At 41.9% G+C, this 25,503-nt stretch carries 22 protein-coding genes; 12 read left to right on the top strand and 10 right to left on the bottom strand.

The genetic code is table 11. The annotated features are described in order from the left end of the window. The first annotated feature begins 30 nt into the window (after positions 1–30). From QPK24_RS07585 to QPK24_RS07570, 4 genes are all read left to right on the top strand, one after another. Positions 31–1,146, top strand: coding sequence for a YheC/YheD family endospore coat-associated protein (locus tag QPK24_RS07585; RefSeq protein ID WP_285747562.1), 1,116 nt, complete (start codon positions 31–33; stop codon positions 1,144–1,146). Between the two features lie 108 nt (positions 1,147–1,254). Continuing rightward, the gene (locus QPK24_RS07580) at positions 1,255–2,628 is read left to right on the top strand and encodes a YheC/YheD family endospore coat-associated protein (protein ID WP_285747561.1); all 1,374 of its coding nucleotides are present in this window, start codon (positions 1,255–1,257) and stop codon (positions 2,626–2,628) included. Continuing rightward, on the top strand, positions 2,628–3,737 hold the full coding sequence (locus QPK24_RS07575; RefSeq protein ID WP_285749172.1) for a YheC/YheD family endospore coat-associated protein: 1,110 nt from the start codon (positions 2,628–2,630) through the stop codon (positions 3,735–3,737). The genes QPK24_RS07580 and QPK24_RS07575 overlap by 1 nt, the downstream gene beginning before the upstream one ends. A 16-nt stretch (positions 3,738–3,753) precedes the next feature. After that, positions 3,754–4,866 (top strand): YheC/YheD family endospore coat-associated protein, encoded by a 1,113-nt coding sequence (locus QPK24_RS07570; protein ID WP_285747559.1) that lies wholly within the window; start codon positions 3,754–3,756, stop codon positions 4,864–4,866. Positions 4,867–5,005: 139 nt separating this feature from the next. Here QPK24_RS07570 and QPK24_RS07565 read toward each other — a convergent pair whose 3' ends face one another. After that, entirely contained in the window at positions 5,006–5,692 is a 687-nt protein-coding gene (locus QPK24_RS07565) for an HAD family hydrolase (protein ID WP_285747557.1), read from the bottom strand. 379 nt (positions 5,693–6,071) lie between these two features. On the opposite strand from QPK24_RS07565, the gene QPK24_RS07560 reads away from it, so the two are divergent. After that, positions 6,072–8,732: a cation-translocating P-type ATPase gene (locus tag QPK24_RS07560; protein ID WP_285747555.1), complete on the top strand. Its 2,661-nt coding sequence runs from the start codon at positions 6,072–6,074 to the stop codon at positions 8,730–8,732. A gap of 100 nt (positions 8,733–8,832) precedes the next feature. Here the strand turns inward: QPK24_RS07560 and yfkAB are convergent, their stop codons facing one another. The 3 genes from yfkAB to QPK24_RS07545 all read right to left on the bottom strand — a co-directional run bounded on the left by yfkAB (position 8,833) and on the right by QPK24_RS07545 (position 12,808). Further along, entirely contained in the window at positions 8,833–9,975 is a 1,143-nt protein-coding gene (gene yfkAB, locus QPK24_RS07555) for a radical SAM/CxCxxxxC motif protein YfkAB (protein ID WP_285747553.1), read from the bottom strand. Between the two features lie 223 nt (positions 9,976–10,198). Continuing rightward, positions 10,199–11,314, bottom strand: coding sequence for an HD-GYP domain-containing protein (locus tag QPK24_RS07550; RefSeq protein WP_285747550.1), 1,116 nt, complete (start codon positions 11,312–11,314; stop codon positions 10,199–10,201). Between the two features lie 45 nt (positions 11,315–11,359). Next, the gene (locus QPK24_RS07545) at positions 11,360–12,808 is read right to left on the bottom strand and encodes a bifunctional metallophosphatase/5'-nucleotidase (protein WP_285747548.1); all 1,449 of its coding nucleotides are present in this window, start codon (positions 12,806–12,808) and stop codon (positions 11,360–11,362) included. A gap of 132 nt (positions 12,809–12,940) precedes the next feature. Here QPK24_RS07545 and moaD point away from each other — a divergent pair, with 132 nt between their 5' ends. The 5 genes from moaD to QPK24_RS07520 all read left to right on the top strand — a co-directional run bounded on the left by moaD (position 12,941) and on the right by QPK24_RS07520 (position 16,763). After that, positions 12,941–13,672, top strand: a complete 732-nt coding sequence (gene moaD, locus QPK24_RS07540) for a molybdopterin converting factor subunit 1 (RefSeq protein ID WP_285747546.1) — start codon at positions 12,941–12,943, stop codon at positions 13,670–13,672. Between the two features lie 85 nt (positions 13,673–13,757). Continuing rightward, positions 13,758–14,813 carry an HD-GYP domain-containing protein gene (locus tag QPK24_RS07535; protein WP_285747544.1) on the top strand — a complete coding sequence of 352 codons (1,056 nt, stop codon included), beginning with the start codon at positions 13,758–13,760 and terminating at the stop codon, positions 14,811–14,813. Between the two features lie 391 nt (positions 14,814–15,204). Next, positions 15,205–15,462 carry an autorepressor SdpR family transcription factor gene (locus QPK24_RS07530; RefSeq protein WP_285747542.1) on the top strand — a complete coding sequence of 86 codons (258 nt, stop codon included), beginning with the start codon at positions 15,205–15,207 and terminating at the stop codon, positions 15,460–15,462. Between the two features lie 48 nt (positions 15,463–15,510). Next, the gene (locus tag QPK24_RS07525) at positions 15,511–16,143 is read left to right on the top strand and encodes a DUF1648 domain-containing protein (protein WP_285747540.1); all 633 of its coding nucleotides are present in this window, start codon (positions 15,511–15,513) and stop codon (positions 16,141–16,143) included. 404 nt (positions 16,144–16,547) lie between these two features. Continuing rightward, positions 16,548–16,763 (top strand): tyrosine-type recombinase/integrase, encoded by a 216-nt coding sequence (locus QPK24_RS07520; RefSeq protein WP_285747538.1) that lies wholly within the window; start codon positions 16,548–16,550, stop codon positions 16,761–16,763. 63 nt (positions 16,764–16,826) lie between these two features. Here QPK24_RS07520 and sufB read toward each other — a convergent pair whose 3' ends face one another. From sufB to QPK24_RS07490, 6 genes are all read right to left on the bottom strand, one after another. After that, positions 16,827–18,224: a Fe-S cluster assembly protein SufB gene (gene sufB / locus QPK24_RS07515; RefSeq protein ID WP_285747536.1), complete on the bottom strand. Its 1,398-nt coding sequence runs from the start codon at positions 18,222–18,224 to the stop codon at positions 16,827–16,829. A gap of 20 nt (positions 18,225–18,244) precedes the next feature. Further along, positions 18,245–18,676 (bottom strand): Fe-S cluster assembly sulfur transfer protein SufU, encoded by a 432-nt coding sequence (gene sufU, locus QPK24_RS07510; protein WP_213532094.1) that lies wholly within the window; start codon positions 18,674–18,676, stop codon positions 18,245–18,247. Then, positions 18,666–19,889 (bottom strand): cysteine desulfurase, encoded by a 1,224-nt coding sequence (locus QPK24_RS07505; RefSeq protein ID WP_285747533.1) that lies wholly within the window; start codon positions 19,887–19,889, stop codon positions 18,666–18,668. The genes sufU and QPK24_RS07505 overlap by 11 nt, the downstream gene beginning before the upstream one ends. Further along, a complete protein-coding gene (gene sufD, locus QPK24_RS07500; RefSeq protein WP_285747531.1) occupies positions 19,886–21,187 on the bottom strand; it encodes a Fe-S cluster assembly protein SufD in 1,302 nt (433 codons plus the stop codon). The genes QPK24_RS07505 and sufD overlap by 4 nt, the downstream gene beginning before the upstream one ends. Before the next feature lie 26 nt (positions 21,188–21,213). Then, positions 21,214–21,996: a Fe-S cluster assembly ATPase SufC gene (sufC, locus tag QPK24_RS07495; RefSeq protein ID WP_160032913.1), complete on the bottom strand. Its 783-nt coding sequence runs from the start codon at positions 21,994–21,996 to the stop codon at positions 21,214–21,216. Between the two features lie 384 nt (positions 21,997–22,380). Then, positions 22,381–22,845 carry a Dps family protein gene (locus QPK24_RS07490; RefSeq protein WP_285747527.1) on the bottom strand — a complete coding sequence of 155 codons (465 nt, stop codon included), beginning with the start codon at positions 22,843–22,845 and terminating at the stop codon, positions 22,381–22,383. A gap of 302 nt (positions 22,846–23,147) precedes the next feature. On the opposite strand from QPK24_RS07490, the gene mtnK reads away from it, so the two are divergent. Continuing rightward, positions 23,148–24,371, top strand: a complete 1,224-nt coding sequence (mtnK, locus tag QPK24_RS07485) for an S-methyl-5-thioribose kinase (RefSeq protein WP_285747525.1) — start codon at positions 23,148–23,150, stop codon at positions 24,369–24,371. Continuing rightward, the gene (mtnA, locus tag QPK24_RS07480) at positions 24,368–25,468 is read left to right on the top strand and encodes an S-methyl-5-thioribose-1-phosphate isomerase (RefSeq protein ID WP_285747523.1); all 1,101 of its coding nucleotides are present in this window, start codon (positions 24,368–24,370) and stop codon (positions 25,466–25,468) included. The genes mtnK and mtnA overlap by 4 nt, the downstream gene beginning before the upstream one ends. Positions 25,469–25,503 lie beyond the last annotated feature (35 nt).

Genomic DNA, 25,503 nt, shown 5'->3' with positions numbered 1-25,503 from the left:
TCCATACACCAGAAAGGAGGAACATGAGATATGCAAGGAACACTCGGTACTCTCGGGGTTCTCGTTAACGAACGAGAAGGTTCACCTCCTTTTGCGGATGAAGTCTTTTGCCAAAGGTTATGTGAGGAAAGTAATAAATTTGATATGAACGTTGTGGTTATTACTCCTAAAGGGTCTGCACCCAATGGAAAATATCAAGGATATCGCTATGTAAATGAGAACTGGACTCAGGAAACGATTGATTTACCTGATCTGATATATGACCGTTGTCTCACTCCAGTTCCCGGAGTATTTCGGCGCAGGTTACGTCAGGCAAGCAAATCTGCTTCCCGCAAAATCCGGTTTCTCTCTAGAGCCCTGCCAGGCAAATGGCATGTATATCAGACACTGCAATCATGTGAAATACTGCATAAACATTTACCTGAGACTGAACTCTACACCTCTAAAGAGCAGCTAAAAGCATGGCTGAAAAAATATCCGGATGGCGTCTTTCTGAAACCGCAAGCAGGAAGCCATGGCAAAAGTACGGTGAGAGCACAGTGGATCTCAGCGGAGCATACTCTATGTATTCAGGGACGAAACCGGTATAACCGGAGCTTCGAGAAACGATTCTCCCATCTCTCTTCCGGCCTTGCACAGCTGCACCGTATTCTCATTGCCAAACCTTACATTATCCAGCCCTTTCTGCCGCTTATGAATAAAGATACGAAACCATTTGATCTTAGAGCTTTGGTACAAAAAAATGGTGCTGGCCAGTGGGACCTTAGCGGGCTGGTTATTCGGGAAGGCCCGGCAGGCAGTCTTACCTCCAATCTTCACGGGGGCGGGACAGCTAGGGATGCCCGGACCTTTCTTGAACAGGAATACGGAAAAGAAGCCACCCCTCTCCTTTTCGCAAAAACTACAGCACTATCTGCACTTATTCCGAGCATTCTAGAAAGCCGCTATGGAAGACTCAGCGAGCTTGGCATTGATTATGGAATCGACCGAAACGGTCAACTATGGATTCTTGAAGTGAACTCTAAACCAGGGCGTGCTGCCTTCCTTCTCTCCGGTGATTCCGAGAGTATAAATAAAGCTTGTCATCGACCGCTAGAGTATGCTCGTTATTTACTGCTCCGTTCACATGACTCACCTATTCATTAAAGTAATCACAAATAAGAATGGAATACATCCCTCCAAAGCAAGCTGCCAGTTCTGTAAATATACACATCAATAATCCTTTGCGTTTTTGGGATAGGAGGATAAAAATAAATGAGCCTGACATTATGCAATCTGCATTTTACGAAGCGGCCGGAGAAAATCATCTATTTATCTAATGCCCTTATTAAAAATTTCGAATTATCCGGTAAAAAAAATATTCATATCCGGCTGGGGAAAAATCGGATTCAAGTCAATCTAAAGCCAATGAAGAAAAGCGGAAAACATATCTATCTTTCAAATGGTGTTCGCAGTGCGATTAAGGTACCGACCACAGGCGGCATCCTGGTAAAAAATGTGGAAGGAGACGAAGTGCATCTCGGACCACTCATTGGGATTTTATCGGATGGTCCTCCCTCTGCTACCAAACCCTTTGGTTCGAGAACTGGCTTTGTGAAACAGTTACTCAGAGAGGGAAGCCAGAAATCGTACACTTTTGGTTTCACACCTCGAGATATTGACTGGAGCAGTGATACGATCAACGGCTATTTCCTTAACAGTTCTGGCAGTTTTGTCAGAAAGCGTGTACCGCTTCCTGATGTGATTTACAATCGCCTGCCGAGCAGACGATCTGATTTCTCGTATTCTACAAACCAGCTCCGAGATCGTTTTGAACGGAAAAACATCCCTTTCTTTAACTGGAGTTTTTTTAATAAATCAGATATTTACAAACTCCTCGAAGATGATCAAACCGTCAATGGTTATGTACCCGAGTCCCATCTGAATCCAAGTATGGAACTCATTAATGAAATGTTAGAAAAACATCAAATTGTGTATTATAAACCTTCTTCCGGAAGCCTGGGTCAAGGTATCTATCGATTGACCTATTTGCCGAGCCGCGGATATTTTTGCCGTTATCGTAAAGCAGGCGGTAATGTGCTGCTACGCTTTAAGACGTTTAAAAGCCTTACCCGAATGTTAAAAGCAAAAGTGGGCTCAGAGTCTCATGATTATGTTGCACAGCAAGGAATTAGACTTATAGAAATTGACCGCTGCCCGATCGATTTTCGATTTCATATGCATAAAAATGGTAACAACAAGTGGGTTGTCGTGGGAATCGGGGCTAAAAAGGCCGGAAAAGGATCCATTACCACCCACATAAAAAATGGCGGTTCTTTAATGACACCAGAACAAGCACTCAGTAAAACATTTGGCAGCAGATCAGCTGAAGTTTTGCAAAAAACAAAAGATGTGGCTATAAAACTTGCAGAGGCCATTGAATTTCATCATAAGCACGTTCTTGGTGAAATCGGATTTGACCTTGGCATTGATCAGGAGGAACACGTATGGATGTTCGAAGCGAACGCAAAACCGGGGCGATCGATCTTCCGTCACCCTCAGCTCAGAGTCGAGGGGAAAGCATCGGTGGAACACATAGTAGACCACTGTTTATATCTAAGTCAGTTCCATCAGAGGGAAAATTTGTGATTAGCGAGATCAGGGACACGAGGCCTACTATTGCGATTCTGACCATGCATGATAAGAAGCTTCTCTTCCGGGGAAATCGCAACAATTTCCGTGACATTATAAGTACTGGTGAAGAGCTTGGTTGTTTTGTATACATCGTAACCGTTCGCGACCTAAAGCTGTCTTCTCGTGAAATTAAAGGATATCGCTATGATGAACACGTAAAGGAATGGGTCCAAGACCTGTTCCCCCTTCCTCAGGTGATCTATAACCGTATTCCTCAAAGGGAAGATGAGCAAGATCCACTCGTAAAGAAAAAAATACAGGAGTGTCTGGACCATCCAGGCATCACTCTGTTCAATCCTTATTTTTTTAATAAATGGGACCTGTTTGAATGGCTTAGCAAAGGAAAGTCTACCCGCGATTTTATCCCTTATACCAAAAGACTTCGAACCAGGCGAGGACTCGGAAAAGTGCTGGAGCAATACCCCTATGTTTATTTAAAACCGGAAAATGGAAAAGCAGGCAAAGGAATTATGCGCCTTACTTTTCAGCAAAAAGAGAAAATGCCTTATATCCTTCGAATACAAGATAATAAAAAAAGTGTGACTTACAAGGCAGCCACTCTCCAGAAACTTTGGAACAGAGTCCAATTAGAAACGGAAGATTGCAAATATATCATTCAGCAGGGAATCAAACTCGCCACCTATAAAGGCCGGCCTTTTGACCTTCGCGTACTGGTTCAGAAGAACAGCAAAGGCGTCTGGAGCCTCTCTGGAATTGGAGCAAGACTTGCCGGTCATAAAAGTATTACAACACATGTTCCTCGCGGCGGCAGCGTGGAAGACCCGTATGAACTGCTGAGTGAAGTGTTTGGTTCAGAGGGGGCAAGTCAGATTATGAATCATGTCAAAGAGACGGCCATCACGATTGCAAAACAAGTGGAAAAGGCAGCAGGTCATAAGCTTGGTGAGATGTCCATGGATCTTGGTGTTAACCCGAGCGGAGGCATCTGTTTCTTTGAAGCGAATGCAAAACCGATGAAATTTGATGAGCCTTTGATACGCAAACGGTCACTCGAGCGAATCATTCATTACTGCACCTATTTAGCGAGACAAATAGAAAATTAGAGAAGGTGATCCTTTTATGCCGTCACCTGTCCTAGGCATACTCACGCTGTATCTTAACGATAAAAAGCATCTTGAAGAGAAAAAAGTCTATGAGATGATGATTGAGGAAGGCCAAAAGCTGGGCATTGACGTATATGTATTCACTCCCTCCGATGTAAATTTCAGCAAAGAATTGATTCATGCCCTCATGTATTTACCTGAGCAAAATCGCTGGATCCGTAAATGGCGTTCATTTCCGGACCTTATCTTTGATCGTTGCCGGATTCAGCGAGGAGAACGATTCCAAGAACTGCTTCGTTTTCGCAAAAAATATGCACATCTCCTATTTCTAAATCGTCCGCTTCGTAATAAGTGGACCCTGCATCAAGCATTGAATAAAAAAGCACTCTTCCGCCCTTTTTTACTCGATACCAAACTGTATGGAAGCACAGCCGATGTCAAATTAATGTTAAAAAAACACAGACTTCTTTACCTGAAACCGATTAACGGTACGGGCGGCCGTGGTATTTTGCGTATAGAGCGGAGCTCAAAAAACGGTAACACCTTACTTGTACAAGGACGGGATCAACAAAGACGTATCCTGTCCCCTAGAAAGATCGAAATAGAGAATATATCTACGTTACTTCCTTCCGCAGATACGAAAACTCGTTATATCATTCAAGAGGGCGTTCAATTAAAACTTCCCAATGGTCGTGTTCACGATTACCGTATGCTCGTACAGAAGAATAAATATGGGCAGTGGGAGTGTACCGGCTGTGCGGGACGAATTGGTGCAGAGCGAAGCGTAACTTCTAATCTGCATGGCGGCGGCAGAGCAGCTGAGATGAACGAACTTTTATCGAAATGGATCTCCCTTCCCGAAAAACGAAACGAGGTCCGTGAAACAGCAGAAGAATTCGGTATTGAGGTTGCTAAATATCTGGAGAAAACCTACGGAGATCTATGTGAGCTTGCTCTCGATCTGGCTATTGATAAAAAGGGACATATTTATCTTATTGAAGTCAATCCTAAACCTGCACGGGAAGTATTTATTGAGATTGGCCAAGAAGAGGTATACCGTCAGGCCATGATTAAACCTCTTGAATACTCGCTGTGGCTCTACAAACAAAAAAATAGTTCATTCTTATAAAAGATATGCCAAAAACAAGCCGCCTATGTTATATCTGTCCACTGAAGGAGCGTTTCATCCTTCATGCAGGAAAGCATATAACAATAGCGGCTTGTTTTTTTATTATGCAGACTTCATTCAATAGGTATTCCTAATTTATCTACTCAGCTTGGTTGTACAGCTCGAGAAGCTCTGTGAAGTCATTTATATATGCATTTGAACCCTTAAGTTCGTCTTCATTACCAAACCCAGCATAGGCGCAGCCAATAACAGTCTGACCATTCTTGGCCCCTGCTTCCACATCGGAAGAACGATCTCCTACCATCCATGCATTTTTAATTTGGTGTTTATCTAAAAGCAGCTTCACAAGATCTACTTTTGAAGCGGTACTGAATTCACCTGCACTGTATAGATCGTCAAACCATTCCGCGATTCCGTGGATTCCTGCTATCTCTTTTACATAATGTTCTAGTCCATTACTTGCTACAAAAAGTTTGACACCTCTGCTGTGAAGCTCTTGAAGTGTTTCTTTTACTCCCGGATAAAGGACTCCAGAACCTGCTTTAAGATCCTCTAGTTCAAGCTGCAAAAGAAGCTCATCTGCACGAGCCTTCGCCTCATCTGTGGCATTCGGAATTACTTTATTCCAAATATCCGGCAGCAGCATTCCAAGACATCCGAGCATAAGTTCGTCAGGCGGAGTTGGACCTTCATGATGACCTTCCTCCCTCAAGATATCAAACAGGCGGTGATAAACTGGGATGAGAAGTGATTCTGTTTGAAAAAGAGTACCATCCATATCAAAGATCATGGCCTCCGGCTTTTTGAGGGTAACCATTTGATTCATTATTGCAGCATCCTTTCCGTAACAAAAATATTTCGAAGTACATAACGATCTATGTATATGATACGCATTTTTTAACAGTCATGTAAACCTGGGTTATGTAAAATATAAATGGAGCGGATCAATTTCCTTACTCATTTGAAGTGGCTCAATTCACAAAAGATATATATTTAACTGAAAAATTTGATATCTCCCTTTATTTATGCGGGTAATGAACAGAGTATTTATGATTCAAGCATAACAAGAGGAGGGTGTGGAGAAATTACACGAAGAGAGATCATTACTTTCTTTTGCTGATACTTAAAATATACATAAGGCAAAAGAGACTTCAGGCCTGGTTTACATCTTTGGCAGTCAGAATAACAAGGGAGGGAAATTCGTATTGAATTACTATCAACAAAGTAAAGAAGAAGTTCTCAGCAAAGTAAATAGTTCAGAACAAGGGATTTCCAGTACAGAAGCACAAAAACGACTGGATTCAGAAGGCTATAATGAACTGAAATCAAAAGATCGAGATCCCCTATGGAAACTTTTTTTAGATAACTTTAAAGACCCTATGGTCATTGTGCTTCTTATTGCAGCTGCTGTTCAGCTTTTCCTTGGGCAATATATTGAATCTTTAATTATTTTCCTTGTTCTTGTTCTTAATGCCATCGTTAGTGTTGTGCAAACAAGAAAAGCAGAAAGTTCACTTGATGCCCTTCGAAACCTATCTGCTCCGGAAGCGAAGGTCATTCGAGACGGACAACGTGTAACGATACCTGCGAGAGAACTTGTACCCGGCGACATTGTGCTCCTTGAGGCAGGAGACAACGTGCCTGCAGATGGTCGTGTCATCGAATCCGGCAGCTTAAAAGTAAATGAAGGAATGCTGACCGGTGAATCGGAAGCGGTTGAGAAACATACCGAGCCTATTGAGGGTGAAGCGGCTATTGGTGACCGCCTCAATATGGTATTTAGCGGTGCTCTTACCGTTTACGGCCGAGGAACGATTGTCGTTACCGCTACCGGAGAACAAACAGAGATTGGAAAGATTGCGGGTCTGATCGAAAGTGCAGAATCTAAGCAAACACCGCTTCAGCGTAAATTAGATAAATTCAGTAAAAAACTAGGGGTTTTCATCCTCATCCTGTCCGTTATTATTTTCGGCGTAGAGGCAGCGCGTATTTACTTTAACAATAATTCCGTAGATATGACAGCATCGATCCTGAATGCTCTTATGTTCGCTGTTGCGGTTGCCGTTGCTGCAATACCGGAAGCTTTATCATCCATTGTCACAATTGTTCTTTCCGTAGGAACGAATAAAATGGCAAAGCAGCATGCGATTATTCGTAAATTGCCTGCGGTTGAGTCTCTAGGTTCAACAAGCGTCATTTGTACGGATAAAACGGGTACGCTGACTCAAAACCGAATGACCGTGGTCGATTATTATCTGCCTGAAGGAACCAAAGAAGAATTTCCGGATGATCCAGATACGTTAACCGCTGCAGAACGAAGACTTTTGCACATTGCTGTCCTTTGTAACGATTCCCATATCAATGAAGAAGGAAAAGAACTCGGCGACCCAACGGAGATTGCGCTTATTGCGTTTAGCAATAATAAAAACAAACATTACCGTGAAATTCGGGACCAATTCCCACGGGAAGCAGAAATTCCTTTTGACTCGGATCGAAAACTGATGTCTACCATCCATACGTTTGATGGACAGAAAACAATTTTAACAAAAGGCGGACCTGACGTACTCTTCAGTCGTTGTAATCGTGTCTTCATCCACGGTGAAGAACAACCGCTCACAGAGGAAATAATCGAACAGTTTCGTCATCAAAATGAGGAGTTCTCTAAACGAGCGCTCCGCGTTCTGGCATATGCCTATAAAAATATTCCTAATGAGACCACTGAAGTTAGTGTGAATGACGAGCATGACCTTGTTCTTGTCGGTCTTACCGCAATGATCGATCCTCCGCGTGAAGAGGTCTTTGACTCGATTATGGAATCCAAGAAAGCAGGAATCCGTACGGTAATGATTACAGGCGATCATAAAACAACAGCTGAGGCTATTGGACGAGATATCGGACTCATGAGTGAAGGAGATATTGCAGTAACAGGTCAAGAGCTAGATGCCATGTCTGAACAAGAACTTGATCAGAAGTTAGAACATATCTCCGTCTATGCCCGTGTATCACCTGAGAATAAAATTCGAATTGTTCGTGCTTGGCAGAAAAAAGGCCAAATTACCGCGATGACGGGTGACGGAGTTAACGATGCTCCTGCATTAAAGCAAGCAGATATTGGGGTTGCAATGGGGAGTGGTACGGACGTAGCTAAAGATGCGTCTGCCATGATTCTGACAGATGATAATTTCGTTTCTATCGTTAACGCCGTTGAAGTAGGTCGTACTGTATTTGATAACATTAAGAAAGCAATCGCTTATCTGTTTGCGGGAAATTTAGGTGCCATTATAGCGATTCTCTTCGCCTTAATTGTGGACTGGATTAATCCATTTACAGCGATCCAGCTCTTGTTCATCAATTTGGCGAATGACTCACTTCCTGCCATCGCCCTAGGGATGGAAAAAGCAGAACCAAATGTAATGTCGCGCAAGCCGCGTGATATTAACGAAGGTATTTTTGCCGGCGGAACACTTACTGCAGTGATTACCAGAGGTCTCCTTATCGGGATCGCAGTTATTGTCTCCCAGTATATCGGTCTACAGCATTCGCCGGAGATGAGTGTAGCTATGGCCTTTACAACGCTGATTCTGGCACGTACCCTGCAGACCTTTGCCGCACGTTCGAGCCAGCAAACGATTTTCCAGGTAGGCTTCTTGTCCAATAAATATGTGATTGGAGCCGTCCTGCTATGTTTCGTTCTATACGGAATTACGTTGCTTCCTGCCGTACGCGGTATCTTCTCCATTCCATCAACGTTTGGATGGAATGAATTCCTTATTGCCGGTGGACTTGCCCTCGGCTCCGTACTGCTGATGGAAGTAATTAAATTCATACGAGTAAGCATGCGTAAAAATGATCAGGCTGCTTCTTAACGAATAAATCTAAAAAAGAGGCAGTTACGTATATGACGTGACTGCCTCTCCTTTATTATTTTGCCTGATCGTAATCTTATATTTACGTAAGCTCATTCAATTATACGATATCAGAGAATGCTTTTCTTGTTTTGAAATCGACATCCTTATAATACATATCTGCTACAAGCAGGTTAGGCCCACAGCACTGAGCAGCATCACAAAAACAGTTTACGGTCTGATTCAGTGGATGGTTTGTCGTCCATTCTTCAAAAATATCATCAAGCTTCTGATTCTTAATGTTGCCGAAGGCAGGGATATCTGCAAAATCCGTAACATACACATTACCAGTAAACATGTTCACATTAACCCGGTTACGACCATCCGGATCATTACGTACCGTCACATTCGGCTCTTTATGCAGTCTTGTAATCAGCTTGCGATCTTCTTCTCCCCCATTACAAGCGTAAAACGGCAAGGTTCCAAATAACATCCACATGTCCTTGTCTCTGGCGTCCAGCAGTCCATGGATACTTGCACGCATGTCATCTAATGAAAGTACCGGCAGAGAAGCAGCAAAGTTAGATGCATACATCGGGTGCACTTCATGACGTTTTGCCCCCATCTGTCCAATTAAACGATGGATACCAGCTAATTTATCATGCGTGCGATAATTAATCATCGATTCGGCAGATATAAACATTCCTTGCTCACTCAGTTTCAAAGAATTCTCCATCATTTTATCGTACATTCTTGCTGCTATATCATAACTCACCGGCCGCGGACTGTTTGTAAATCCGACCTCATGCAAATCCTTAGCACTTAGATAATTAAATGAAATATGCATAACATCAAGATAAGGCAGCATTTTCTCATAACGACTCAGGTCAAGTGTCAGGTTAGAGTTAATCTGGGATCTTATTCCCCGTTCTCTTGCGTATTTCAACAGCGGTACAATCATTTCATCTACCGTTTTTTCGAGAAAACTTGGTTCTCCGCCTGTCAGACTAATCGTTTCCAGATGCTCCACCTGATCCAGTGCCTTGATCATCTCAGACACAGGCAGTGCAGGCGCCTCTTTCATGACAAGCATGTCTCCTACCGCACAATGTTCGCAGCGCATATTACACAAGTGAGTCACTGTCATCTCTACACTTGTCAGCTTATGCTGCCCATATTTTCGCAGTGACATAATTGGATCCCATGGATCATAAGACGGAGAAATCTTTTGCAAAGAATTTGTTTCATGATTTAATAAACTCATTTTAATTCACCTTACTTCCTAAAATAAACGGACCGCATAAAGCAATCCTTAACATTATTCATTTCGTATATCACATCTGTTTGAATCAATTTCATAACTCATTAAAACGATAAATTTGTAACTATATATAGACAAATAAAACCATTTTGATCTATCTATAGTCCTAATTAAAGCAACTAAAGGTATTATGAAATTGATTCGTTTACCCAACAAAAATACCTCGTTATGTAAACTGAGGCTCTTCCGAAGTCATCATTACTGCCTCCCCGCCCACACCCGCAATCATAACGGATAAATGTTCCATTAAGTCAAGATCATACGGAGTATGCAGCTTCCTGCCTTCCGAATCTGTAATAACTCGAACAACGGGGCGATGCGGCGCTTCAGGATGAATACGAACAACAACTGCCGTGTCCCCGGTGATAAGCTGTACCGTAAGACCGATTGGATAAATAGCTACGTAATCCCTAAAAACCTCCAAGATATGCTGATCATAGAGTGTTCCTGAACCCGCGAACAGCATTTCCACAGCTTGATGAGGCAGCAGAGCATTCTGGTATATACGGTTTGTGGTCATGGCATCATAAGAGTCTGTAAGTGCAAGCAGCTTGCCATATTCGTGAATATCCGATCCCTTTAGCCCTTGAGGATAACCTTGACCATCCATTCGTTCATGATGCTGAAGTGCACAATGTGCCGATAATAAAGGGATGCCAGGTTCATCTTTTAAAAGTTTGAATCCATATAACGTATGATTCTTTACGATTTCATATTCCTCAGGAGTCAGCTTTCCTGGCTTTTGCAAAATATGAGGAGGGATTTGAGTCTTTCCTATATCATGCAGCATCGCACCAAGACCGATCTCCATCAGTTTGTTTTTGTCATAACCGAGTGCCTTACCAAGAATCAAAGAATGAATACAAACATTAAGCGAATGATCATACAAAGTGTGATCCATGGTATGCATTCCCGTCATCATAATCATAACACCCGGCTGAGAACAAATATCCTCAAGGATCAGCTCCATCACACCGGTAAATTTTTTCCCTAAATAAGGATATTTATTTTTCATATTACCGCCTGCTAGACTGGTGAACTGCTCTTTAATCTCTTTCATAGCTCGGATCCTAGTTTCTTCTCGTAACATAACAGGAAACTCAATATCTTCCATATGAGGATCCTGAATATATACATAACGAATACCCAACTGAGAGATTCGCTTGATCAGATGGGTTGTCAGTTCAATTTGTTCCCTGAGTAAAACCATACCCTCATCATTATATATTCGCTTGCCGAGTTTCATCCCCGGCTCAAGCATAGCAATGGGTACAAGACGCAAGGTCACCCTCTCCTGCCTACATTAAAATGCTCTCTAACCGTTCCTTTACCTCGATATGACTTGATGCCAACGGGCTGACGAACTTTCTTCTAGTGACTCTGGTCTTTGCAGTTCTATACCGAGCAAATCTCTAATAAACTCGGGTAATCGATAGGATAAATCGGTCCCTAAAGACAGACTTTCATAACCAATATTAAATGTAAACATATCAAGCGTTCCTACTTTATAAAGCTGCTCATCCCTAAGAACCGTTCCTTGAACACAAATCTCTGTAATCTTATGATAAGGTGGCAGCGAATCATCATAATATACTTCAGCACCATCGAGACACAAATTTCCCATTTGATAACCTCGGAAGCCAAAACCTTTAAATACCAGCTCTCTATATTCAGGAAGGAGACTTTGTTCCAGCGCGTTGCGCAAATCTGATCCCTTTAACTGAATTGTACACGCATTTATGGGAGATGGACATAAAGAATGTAACATACCCTCCGTAATATTTCCTGCTGGGAGCGCTCCTAAAAGCTGACCTGCATTCACAACAGAGAGTTCTGCCCCTGTGAATTGTCTTACTGCCTGAGCTAATAAATTACCGAAGGGGGATTCCACATCCCAAGAAATCGGAAGTTCTCTGTCTGTAATCGCTACCGTCCGGCTCAGCTTCATCTCAGCCTGCTCACGATGAGCAAGAATGGCCGCAGTTACATTTTCATCTAAAAGCATCTCATTTACCGGATAACATCCGCCAGAAACCAAAGAAAAACGCTCCTGTCCAGGATGACGTTCGAGGGTTACTTTCCCCAAATACTGACCGTATTTTCCTGCGCCGCAGACCACAGTACGATTAATGAGCAGCGGTTCTTTAAGCACATGGTGTGTATGTCCCCCGAGAATCACATCAATCCCTTCTATTATTTCGGCTATTCTCTCATCCATCATAATACCTAAGTGAGACAATACAATCACAATATCAACCTGATCCCTTATCTCGGCAACCTGACTTCGGAGTGTATCCATCGGATCAAGTGCTTCAAGCCCAATTAGTTCATAAAAAGAATTAAACGGAGCAGTCGCTCCGAGGAGTCCAATCCGAATCCCGCCTTTATTGAGGATATGATAGGGTTTCATCCATAGGGGAGGTTTCCCTGTGCTTTTTAATAGGAGGTTCCCACAAACAACGGGACATAAAATTCCTGCATATGCCTGATCAAGAATGTCTGCTGTAAATGTTAGACCTTCATTATTTCCGATTGTAATCGCATCATAGCCTGTCATATTGATGATATCAATATTTGCACCGCCCATCGTGCCCTCTGTCTCTACGGCCATCCTGTCCATATGATCTCCTATATCAAGAACGAGCACTTCTTCTCCGGATGAAGATTGTTCTTTAGCTTCATGAATCATCGCTGCGAGCGAGCCCATTTGTTCAAAATGACTATGGATATCATTCGTGTGAAGAATGGTAAGTATTTGTTTTTGTGAAACGTTCATCTTCGTTCCCTCCTCCGGAAAAATGATACAGCCTGGTCCTTATTTCCTGTTTCCTCTAATAGATAAGCATAACATTTCTATGTAAGATATGATATATTAAAAGGGTTTACCAAGCAAAAATGAGGTGAAGAAATGAAAATAACCGTTTTATTATTTGCTGGAATAGCTGAAAGAATTGGCAAATCCAGAGTCGAACTTACGTTAACAGAATCTACAACAGCAGGGCAAGTAAAAGAAGAACTCATTCATCAGTATCCGGATGCTGCGGGACTAATCGAAAGTGCGATTATTGCCATAAACCAAGAATACGCACCCTCCCATTCGCTGCTGAATTCAGACGATGAAGTCGCCCTCATCCCGCCTGTTTCTGGTGGAGATGGAACTACTTCAAGGTCCGCTGAACATGAAGAGATCCATACAACATCAGATGGTCTATATACAATTGGTTACGCTCCGCTGTCTGTGGAACAAGTAACCGATAAAGTTATTACTCCGAATCATGGAGCTTCCCTATCCTTTGTTGGTACCACACGAGAAATGACAGGCGATCAGCGGACAATTCTCCTTGAGTATGAAGCTTATATTCCTATGGCTTTATCTATGATGCAAACGATAGGACAAGAAATAGACCAACGCTGGCCTGGAACACGGTGTGCCATCTCCCATCGACTGGGTAAAGTAGGAATTGCAGAGGTTAGTGTAGTCATCGCAGTATCTTCTCCTCACCGAGCTGATTGCTATGATGCCAGCAGATACGCTATTGAACGTCTAAAAGAAATTGTGCCTATATGGAAAAAAGAAGTATGGGCAGATGGGTCCGAGTGGAAGGGCCATCAGACTGGACCGTGGAATCCCAAAATATGACCGTTTCCTTTAACAAGTCATTGTCATACCATTTTTTTCTTGTTATGATCATTTTAAATTCAATGCTTAAAGGTGGTTTATTTGTTTGAGATTACATGTCACCGATCTTAAGCCCGGTCAGTTACTGGAAAGTGATGCATTTAATCATTCCGGTGTGCAGCTGATGCCAGCAGGCTCTCTCCTTAATGATTCCGATATTAATAGACTTAAATTACACGGTATTGATTATGTAAACATTGCGGATAGTGTACAGCTGCCCGATTTCCCTGCTCCTATTGTCACTTCGTCCCCAGGGGAATCACTTATGAAGCTGGTTCCGCTGTTTGATACAACGATGGCAGGAACGGCATCTATCTTCAAGCAAGCGATGAACACAGGAACCATTGCTATGAACGAGGTTGATGAACTGCTTCAACCGATGACTGAGCAGCTTGTCGAGCAGAAGGATGTTGTCTCACTGCTCCTGCTTTTAGATCGCGATGATGAGTACACATATAACCATTCAGTCCAAGTAGGCATTCTCACGTATTATATGGCCTCTTGGCTTGGTTATTCAGCAGAGGACTGTTATAACATCTCTAAAGCAGGTTATCTCATTGATATCGGGAAATCAGTAGTTCCACAAGAACTATTGCATAAGCCTGGCAAACTCAGCACCGAAGAATTTAGAATTATGAAAAAACACGCAAAACAAGGACATGAGATTATTCTTGCGTCCACAGGAAATGAACTCCTTGCCCTCCCTGCACTTCAGCATCATGAACGGGAAGATGGAAGTGGATATCCCTACGGGCTGCGCAAGGATGACATCCATCCTTATTCGCGTATAGCGGCTGTAGCAGACGTATACAGCGCTATGACTACTACTCGCGTGTATCAATCCAAACAAGAGTATATCTCTGTCCTATGTGAGCTGTACGGCCTTAGCTTTGGTCAATTGAATGCAGAAGTCACCCAAAATTTTATCAAAAACTTGCTGCCGAATTTCATCGGTAAAAAAGTCCTGCTCACTACCGGTGATACTGGCATGATTGTAATGAACAATCCAAATGATTATTTCAGGCCTCTTGTAAAAACCCCTCATGGGTTTATTGATCTTGCGAAGCATCGTTATATCACAATTGTAGAAATTTATATTTAATAGTAACGAAATAGAACAGATACATAAAGCCCTATCAAGTTACCTATGACTATCAAGCTACCTATAACTACCAGGCTACCTATGACTATCAAGTCGCCTATGACTGTCAAGCTGCCTATAACAATCAAGCTACCTATGACTGTCAAGCTGCCTATAATTATCAAGCCATCTATGACTGATGTGATGTCCCTTTAGATTTATTGCATGCGTTGTCTATAACCAAACAGCTAAAGATAACAAAAAGGCTGAGGAATCTTTCCTCGGTCTTTTCTTATTTTTGGGTTCAGATAAATAAGAAACTAAACAATCTGTAAATCGATTCCATTTTCCTTAACTAACTGTTATACTGTATTTAGAAAATTATCTAAATATAGATATGTTGGTGAAATCCATGTTTAACACATTTAAAGCGCTATCCGATCCAACGAGAATGAAGATCCTTGAATTACTCAGAAAAGAAGACATGACCGCAGGAGAAATTGCAGACCATTTTCATATGACAAAACCAAGCATTTCCCATCATTTAAGTATTTTAAATCAAGCAGATTTAATTCACGCAGAGAAAAAAGGACAGTTCATTCACTATTCTCTTAACACAACCATGATCCAAGAGATTATGTACTGGGCACTGAAATTTAACAAGGAATAAAACAAAATGTACTGTGTTTATTTTTAAAATGAGAGGAGTTTGAGTCATTTGGTAAAAAAGAATCTCTTTTCACTTGTATTTATCTGTATAACGATGATTCTAGGTTTATTTGCTTACCCATTCTTGCCTGAAACATTAGTTATTCAATTTGGAGCAGATAATACACCTACGAATACCGCACCTAAGCTTGTGGCCTTGGCTATCGTTCCTGGTACCATGCTGCTGCTTCTACTCACCCGTGAAAATGCCAAACGTCTTGTTCACCGTGCAAATCTTCTAGAAGTCACATTGATTTACAAGATTTCACTATTCATTCTGCTCGGAATCCAAATTGCGCTGATCTTATACGGATTAGGTTACCATTTTAATTTCTACATGCTTGGAAATATGACCGTCAGCATTATCTTTATCATTGTTGGTAACTATCTATATCGAGCGAGAAGTGGCTACGGTTTTGGATTTGCCAATCGCTGGACCTTATCTAACGAAACCGTATGGAAAAAAACACACCAACTGGCTTCTGTCGTTTTTATTCTGGCTGGAATTCTTACCTTAGTGCTTAATATTATAGGTGGTTCTATGCTGGGGTATAACTTTAGCATATTTGCTAGTGGTGTGGTCATTTGTTATATCGGGTCTTACCTCTTTTATCTTACAAATAAAAACAATAGCATATCGTAATCTCTGCACTTTTTTCTGATTCAGATGATACCTACTTAGTCAACTTGTTCTACGATGGCTATACAGATTTGGACATGGAGTTACTCAGTTATATGAATTCTAGTGATGAAATACTCAAGGTAATGAAAGGTATTCAGTTATATAACGTTTGATCGAGATTATAACCAATTGAGAGCAAAAAGAATAGAAGTGAAAAAATATCCAACTATTCTTATCGCAGATAATAAAAAAGTGGTGATGGAAACTCAGGACATCCAGGAATTTAAAACCTTTTTCAATAAACTAATACAAAAAGATTAAGACGAACTTTAAAAGTTCGTCTTCTTCTATAATACTAATTTTTGTTCCAAGATCTATGATAATCCTCAAAGCTCTCTCCGTTTTAGCGTTAACATCCCCAAGTAATGACTTATCTCTCACGTGCTGGTCTACCCATTCTATCGCCACATGCATTAAGACGTACACATGTAATCCATCTTCTTGAAGCTGGTGCGAACCTAAAGTATGTTTCTGCATGCCTAGGACATAGCAGCGTAAAGTCAACCGCGAACACTAATTTACACATAACGAAAAAGATCGAGGAAAGCGCCCTCGACCTTTTTCAGTATTACGTTAAATAATATTTTGGTCAGATTTTGATCTTAACCAGATAGGTTCATCGGAAAACCCTTGTGTAGCAAGGATTAACCAATACTTCCTTCCATCTCAAACTTGATGAGACGGTTCATCTCTACCGCATATTCCATTGGAAGTTCTTTCGTAAATGGCTCGATGAAGCCCATAACGATCATTTGTGTAGCTTCTGCTTCTGACAAACCACGGCTCATCAGATAGAACAGCTGCTCTTCCGATACTTTGGATACTGTAGCTTCATGTTCCAACGTAATGTTGTCGTTCATGATCTCATTATAAGGAATCGTATCCGAAGTGGATTCATTATCCAGAATGAGTGTATCACATTTGATATTGGATTTTGCTCCTTCTGCGTTACGTCCAAAGGATGCCAATCCACGATACGTTACTTTACCACCATGTTTACTGATGGATTTGGATACGATTGTAGACGTTGTGTCTGGTGCAAGGTGAATCATTTTAGCACCTGCATCCTGATGCTGTTCTTTACCAGCAACCGCAATGGAAAGTACGGAACCTTTTGCACCGCGGCCTTTCAGTACAACAGCTGGATATTTCATCGTTAGTTTGGAACCAATGTTACCATCGACCCATTCCATCGTTGCATTTTCTTCAGCAACCGCACGTTTTGTAACCAGGTTATAAATGTTTGGTGCCCAGTTTTGGATCGTTGTATAACGAACGCGAGCGTTCTTCTTCGCAATGATCTCAACCACTGCACTATGCAGGGAATTCGTGCTGTATACAGGAGCTGTACAGCCTTCTACATAGTGAACGAAACTATCTTCGTCAGCAATAATCAAAGTACGCTCAAATTGTCCCATATTTTCCGAGTTAATCCGGAAGTAGGCTTGAAGCGGCACTTCACATTTTACGCCTTTTGGTACATAGATAAAGCTTCCGCCTGACCATACCGCACTATTCAGTGCAGCAAATTTGTTATCTGCCGGAGGAATTACCGTAGCGAAATACTCTTTCAAAATTTCTGGATGTTCTCTGAGTGCAGTATCCGTGTCCATGAAGATTACACCTTGATCTTCCAGTTCTTTCTGCATGTTGTGATATACAACCTCAGATTCATACTGAGCAGATACACCAGCTAGGAACTTTTGCTCTGCTTCAGGAATACCCAGTTTATCAAATGTTTCTTTAATTTCTGTCGGTACTTCTTCCCACGTTTTTCCTTGCTTCTCAGAAGGTCTTACATAGTACTGGATATCGTTGAAGTCGAGACCGTCAAGGTCTCCACCCCATTTTGGCATATCCATTTTGTAAAATTGTTTCAGAGACTTCAGACGGAACTCAAGCATCCATTCTGGTTCTTCTTTAATACGGGAAATTTCTCTTACTACTTCTTCAGTCAGACCTTTACCCGTTTTAAAAATGGATTGGTGTTCGTCACGAAAACCATATTTATATTCTTCCATTTCAGGAGCTTTTTTAGCCATCGGGGTCTACCTCCCTATCGTTATTGTGATTTGTGATCCTCATCAATCCCTTTACGCAGTGCATTCCATGCAAGGGTTGCACATTTAATACGAGCCGGGAATTTATTTACACCGGATAGGGCTTCAATATCTTCGTATTCGTCAAATTCTTGTTCCTCTCCTTGCATCAAGGACGAGAAACGTTCTGCCAAGTTCAAAGCTTCTTCCATGGATTTGCCTTTAATAGCCTCAGTCATCATGGAAGCAGAAGACATACTGATCGAACAGCCATCTCCTGAATACTTTGCATCCTCGACAATTCCGTCTTTAACTTTCAGTTGCAATGAAATCCGGTCACCGCAAGTCGGATTGTTTAAATTTACTGTGACTGCGTCATCAGCAAAAGTACCCCGATTTCGCGGATTTTTATAGTGGTCCATAATTACGCGCCGATACAGATCATCAAGTTGCATCACTAAAATACTCCTTTGTCTGGATTAAGGCGCTGACAAGACGATCAACGTCTTGTTCCGTATTATATAGATAAAAGCTAGCTCGTGCAGTAGAACCTACTTCAAGCCATCGCATAAGCGGCTGGCAACAGTGATGTCCTGCACGAATTGCTACACCGCTTGCATCAAGTACAGTCGCTACATCATGAGGATGAACGCCCTCTAAGTTAAACGTTGCAAGGCCGACATGGCGTTTCTTAGGACCATAAATGGTGATACCTTCAATCTCAGATAAACGATCCATAGCATAATTCGCTAAAACACTCTCATGTCTTGCGATCTCGTCCATGCCAATTTCCTCAAGGAAATCAATAGCTGCACCGAGACCTACTGCGCCAGCGATAATCGGAGTTCCTCCTTCAAATTTCCAAGGGAGTTCTTTCCAAGTGGACTCGTATAGTCCAACATCATCAATCATTTCGCCGCCAAATTCGACCGGCTCCATGGACTCAAGCAGCGCCTTCTTGCCATAAAGTGCACCGATACCGGTCGGACCGCACATTTTGTGTCCCGACAAAGTATAGAAGTCACAGTCTAAATCCTGTACATCAACTTTCATATGAGGAGTACTCTGAGCTCCATCGATGACCATAACAGCGCCATGACGATGAGCAATCTCAGCAATCTCTTTCACAGGGTTGATGACACCAAGGACATTAGATACATATGCCATCGATACGATTTTGGTTTTTGACGTAATGGTTGATTCTGCATCAGCCAATGACACACTGCCGTCTGGCTGAAGCGGAATATATTTCAGAACAGCACCTGTGCGTAACGCAAGTTGCTGCCAAGGAATCAGATTACTATGATGTTCCATAGGCGTGATCACAATCTCATCACCTTCAGAAAGTACAGAAGGACCATAGGAGGATGCAACAAGGTTTAGTGCCGTAGTTGTACCTCTTGTAAAAATAATCTCTTGTGTCCGTCTTGCATTGATGAATTTGGCCACTTTTTGACGAGCACCTTCATAAGCATCTGTGGCACGGCTGCCCAGCGTATGAACTCCGCGATGCACGTTTGAGTTTTCCCACTCATAGTAATGTTTTACGGCTTCTATAACAGCAATCGGCTTTTGGGAAGTCGCTGCATTATCTAAATATACTAACGGATGCCCATTGATCTCTTGATCCAGGATGGGAAACTGTTTCCGAATCTCTTCGGCGTTCATTGTCCTAATTTCCTTTCAACGAGAGACTGCAATTGATCTTGCAATTCTTTCAATGGAATATCAGAAATAACAGGAGCCAGGAATCCGTAAATGATCAATCTTTCCGCATCCGTACGGGAAATACCGCGTGACATCAAATAGAAAATTTGTTCTTGATTCACTTGACCTACAGAGGCAGCGTGGCCTGCTGTAACATCATCTTCATCAATAAGGAGAATTGGGTTCGCATCTCCACGTGCTTTCGGGCTAAGCATAAGAACACGTTCTGTCTGCTGACCATCAGCTTTGGTTGCACCCTTTTCAATTTTGGTAATACCATTGATGATTGCTGTTGCTTCTTCTCTCATGACAGCGCGAGTAATCATCTGGCTTGAAGAACTCTTACCAAAGTGTTTCGCTTGCGTGGTGTAATTCAGTTTTTGAGAACCAGCACCTACAGCAATTGTTTTTTGGTCGGATGTTGAACCATTGCCTTTTAGCACAGAAAGTGTATCACTTGCCGTATTGCCAGTGTTCATCTCTCCGACGATCCACTCAATGGAACCATCGTTCTCTACAACGGCGCGGCGGAAAGAAACATCCGTCACTTGGTCACCAAACTGGTGAACTGTTGCAAAACGAACTTTTGCACCTGCTTTTACAAATACTTCAGCTACCCCGATATGAGACACTTCAGCACCCAGTTGTCCAGACACATAATTATCTACATAGGTTACTTCACTGTTCGTATCGGCAATAATCAGAATATGCGGTGCAAATGCTGCAGTACCATCATCAGACAATAGAATGGCCTGAACCGGTTTGTCGAGAACTACATTACGAGGAACATAAAGGAATACTCCTCCGTTCCAGATTGCAGAATGAAGCGCAGCAAGCTGGTGTTCATCTGATTTCACTGCGGTATGAAGGTGTTTTTTAACAAGATCTTCATGTTCACGGACTGCTGTTTCTAGATCCATGAAGATCACACCTTGATCTGCTAGATCTTTGGAAAGATTACTATACACAACACCGGAATTACGCTGAATCAGTAAAGTTCCGTCTTCCTCTTCTCTGATCAAAGAATGTATAGTTTCAGGAGCTTCTTCCAAAGAGATTGCGGTAGCTGCTTTATATTGACCGTATGCTGAAATATTCCAACGTTCGATTTTTGTTTTTTCCAGTTTCGGAAGCTCAAGGCTCCCAGCAAGTTCAAGCGCTGCTTGGCGCTGTTCTGCGAGCCAAGCCGGCTCATTTTTGCTTTCGGATAACGCACGAAGCGCTACGGAATCAACCGGAAGAATGGTTTGTGTTGTCATTTACTTTTGTCCTCCTCCGTTAATCTTTACGCTTCTTGTCCTACAGTTTCATCTTCAATACCAAGCTCTTCTTTCACCCAGTCGTAACCTTCTGCTTCCAAACGTTCAGCAAGTTCAGGACCGCCGGATTTTACGATACGACCTTGCATCATAACGTGAACAAAATCAGGTTTGATGTAGTTAAGCAAACGTTGGTAGTGAGTGATGATGAGGAATCCGCGATCTTCGCTCTTCATTGCATTTACACCATTTGCTACAATGCGAAGTGCATCGATATCAAGACCGGAGTCAATTTCATCAAGAATAACAAGGGATGGATCAAGCAGCATCATTTGCAAAATTTCATTACGTTTCTTCTCACCGCCGGAGAAGCCTTCATTTAGGTAACGATGAGCAAACTCAGGATTCATCTCAAGTTCTTTCATTTTACCTTCCATTTGACGGATAAATTTGATAAGAGAGATTTCGCTTCCCTCTTCACGACGTGCATTAATTGCACTACGCAAGAAGTCGGAGTTTGTTACACCGGCAATTTCACTTGGATACTGCATAGCCAGGAACATACCTGCACGAGCACGCTCATCAACTTCCATTTCTAGTACATCTTCACCGTTCAATGTTACCGAGCCGCCAGTAACTTCATATTTCGGGTGGCCCATAAGTGCGGAAGCTAAAGTACTTTTACCTGTACCGTTAGGACCCATAATTGCGTGGATTTCTCCACCTTTCATGCTAAGGTTAATTCCTTTCAGAATTTCCTTACCTTCTATTTCTGCTTTAAGTCCTTCAATGACGAAATTTGTAGCCATATGTGCCTTAACCTCCAATAAAATAATTTCATAGTCGAAATCATATTGTTTATCTAAATAGGGTCGCCCCTTGATTTCCAGTTTCGCTTTACAAAGCATCACTTTATAATAATTCTAAACTGATTCTCAATGATTCTCAAGTCATTTATGTTAAAAAGTTTACAGACTGCAGAAAGAAAATCCCCTTCTCTCCCTAAAACTCTCCACAACTTGACAGCAGTACTGCGCTGTAACCACTGATACATATGAATTCTATATGAAATAGGGTACCGAATCAAATGAGATTCGCTTTTTTCACAAATTCATTATGATTCCTTCATCGTTAACCAAAAAGGCTGACCTTATAAGGTCAGCCTTTTTGGAATCTTTATTTTTCCTTTATAATTAAGCAAGATAAGAACGAAGCATCCACATATGTTTTTCAAGGTCAGCTTGGAATCCAGTCAGCATGTCTGCTGTAGGCTGATCGCCTGCTTCTTCTGCTGCTTCAATACCCTCCGCATATTCTTCGGACAAGGTAGCAAAGTCTTCAACGATATTTTGCACCATTGTTTTTGTATCTTCGCCGCCAGCTGCTTCTTGGATGGAAGCAATCTCAAGATATTCTTTCATTGTTGCGGCAGGGCTGCCTTTAATAGTAAGGAGACGTTCCGCAATTTCATCCATTTGAAGAGTAACTGCATTATACAATTCTTCAAATTTTACATGGAGTGAGAAGAAGTTTGGACCTGTAACATACCAGTGGTAGTTATGAATTTTCACATACATTACATTCAGGTTTGCAACCTGACGATTTAGTATTTGTTCTACTCCTGTTTTTGTCTGTGTTTTGCTAGTTGATTTAGCCATTGATATCCCATCCTTTTTTTAAAATTTAATGTAACTTTCCAATCTTTATGTAGATTAGAAATCCTCTTATTTCATGAAGATCAGATGCTGCTGTTCTTCTCTTCGCTGCTATTTTAAATTTACCCTTACGCCTAGTTAATGAAACAAATCTCTCAACTGACTTGTAACCTAAATAGAATCTCTATTAAGAAAATTGTTCCAAAAAAATGCTATAAAATTGAAGAGTAATCCGATATACTGATATACCAAGTAAAGAAGTTGGTTTTATTCTTTCTACATATACTTTAGCGGAGGTGTCTACCTTGTCTTCATATCATCCTTTAACTCTTGATGAAGCAATGCAATTGTCTCAAAAAGTACTGGATCTATTTGATGCAAACAGTGAACTAACCTGCCAGGAAATTGGGGATGGAAATCTGAATCTCGTCTTTCATATAAGAGATATGAATTCCCGCAACAGCGTGATAGTTAAACAGGCTTTGCCTTATGCCAAAATTGTTGGTGAATCCTGGCCCCTATCGCTAGACCGTGCAAGAATTGAACGTGAGGTACTACAGGAAGAATATAGAATCTGCCCTGGCTCTGTTCCGCAAGTATATTATTATGATGATGAACTTGCTCTAACCATCATGGAAGATCTCAGTGATCATGTCATCATGAGAAAAGGATTAATTGAAGGAAACCACTATCCTCTGTTTTCCAAACATATCGGAGAGTTTATGGCTCGGACCCTTTTTTATACATCCGATTTAGCCATGGACCAATCACTTAAGAAAGAAAAAGTGAAGAAGTTCGTAAATCCAGACCAATGTAAAATTACAGAAGATCTTATTTTTGAAGAGCCTTATCGCTTATCTGAACGGAACAATTACTCTCCTTCAATCGAGGATGAAGCAGAGGCGCTTCGTACGGATCGCGAGTTGCATTTAGAAATTGCGATTTTAAGAGAGAAGTTTCTGACTGAGGCGCAGGCCTTGCTTCATGGGGATCTTCATACAGGCAGTATTTTTGTTACATCAGAATCTACAAAAGTAATCGACCCGGAATTCGCTTATTATGGACCTATGGGATTTGATATCGGTGCTGTTCTTGCAAATTTGCTTCTGCACTATGTATCTATACCAGGATGGATCACAGACGAAGCTGCCGCCACCGCACGTGCAGAAGAACTGCTTCTCATGGTTCAGAATGTATGGACCGAGTTTGAACACCGTTTTTGCGAACTATGGGATCAAGATGTTCAGGACTATATGGCTCGTACCAAAGGATATCAAGAGTTCTATATAGCTAAACTCCTTCAAGACAGCGCTGGATTCGCTGGAAGCAAAATGATTCGCCGCATTGTCGGACTCGCTCATGTAGCGGATATCGATACCATTAGCAATGAAACAATTCGAGAACAAGCTGAACGAAAAGCACTCTCCATTGGCAAAAACCTGGTGAAAAATCACCGCCGGATTACATCCATTACAGACTTGATGAATCTCGTTACAGACGCAAGCAAAGGAAAGGTAGGACAACGATGAGCAATTTCAGCACGAGTACCACGAATACAGAGTTTAATCCATTAATTTCACTTAACTGGAGAGGAGATCGACTTGAACTTCTCGATCAGAGACTGCTGCCTGAATCCATTGTTATGCTGGACCTCTATACACCGGAAGAGATATGGGATTCCATTCACTCCATGAAAGTGCGGGGTGCTCCGGCAATAGGTATCGCGGCAGCTTTTGGCGTGGTGCTTGGTGCAGGCCAGTATCCGAATGAGGATATTGCCGGCTGGCTTGAAAATGTGAAGAAAGTATGCGATTATCTTGCAACTTCAAGACCTACCGCAGTAAATCTATTCTGGGCGCTGGACCGTATGTATGCAGCCGCTGTACAGCTCAGCGAAGATCCTAATTACGTCTCTATCTCTTCATTAAATGAAGGTCTAGTACAAGAAGCCATTGCGATCCGCGCAGAGGATGAAGAAGTATGCAGACGGATTGGTGAACATGCCTTGCCTTTATTCCAAGACGGAATGGGAGTACTGACTCACTGTAACGCAGGAGGACTTGCAACAGCTAAATATGGTACCGCTACAGCTCCTATGTATCTTGCCAAAGAACAAGGAATGAAACTCAAAATTTTTGCAGATGAGACACGTCCTGTTCTCCAAGGTGCTCGTTTAACGGCATTTGAACTGCAGCAGGCGGGTATTGATGTGACGCTTATTACGGATAACATGGCTGGAATGGTCATGTCTAAGGGCTGGATTCAAGCCGTTATCGTAGGTACCGACCGTGTAGCAGCTAATGGGGATGTGGCAAATAAGATTGGAACTTATAGTGTTGCTGTACTCGCTAAAGCACATGGGATCCCTTTTTATGTAGCTTGTCCGATGTCAACCATTGACCTGAATACACCGACAGGCGCACATATTCCGATCGAGGAACGTGCACCGGAAGAAGTAACAGAAGGATTTGGTAAGCGAACTGCACCCCAAGGAATCAAAGTATTTAATCCCGCATTTGATGTGACACCAAACGAGTATGTAACAGCTATTATTACGGAAAAAGGAATCATCCGCGCTCCGTTTGATCAAAATTTAAAAGCTTTATACTCTGAACCAATTTCGTAATGTTATTGTAGATATAAAATGGATTCGCTGCGTTA

Source organism: Paenibacillus polygoni, assembly GCF_030263935.1.
Lineage (GTDB): Bacteria > Bacillota > Bacilli > Paenibacillales > Paenibacillaceae > Paenibacillus > Paenibacillus polygoni.
This window is presented reverse-complemented; position numbering and strand designations above follow the sequence as displayed.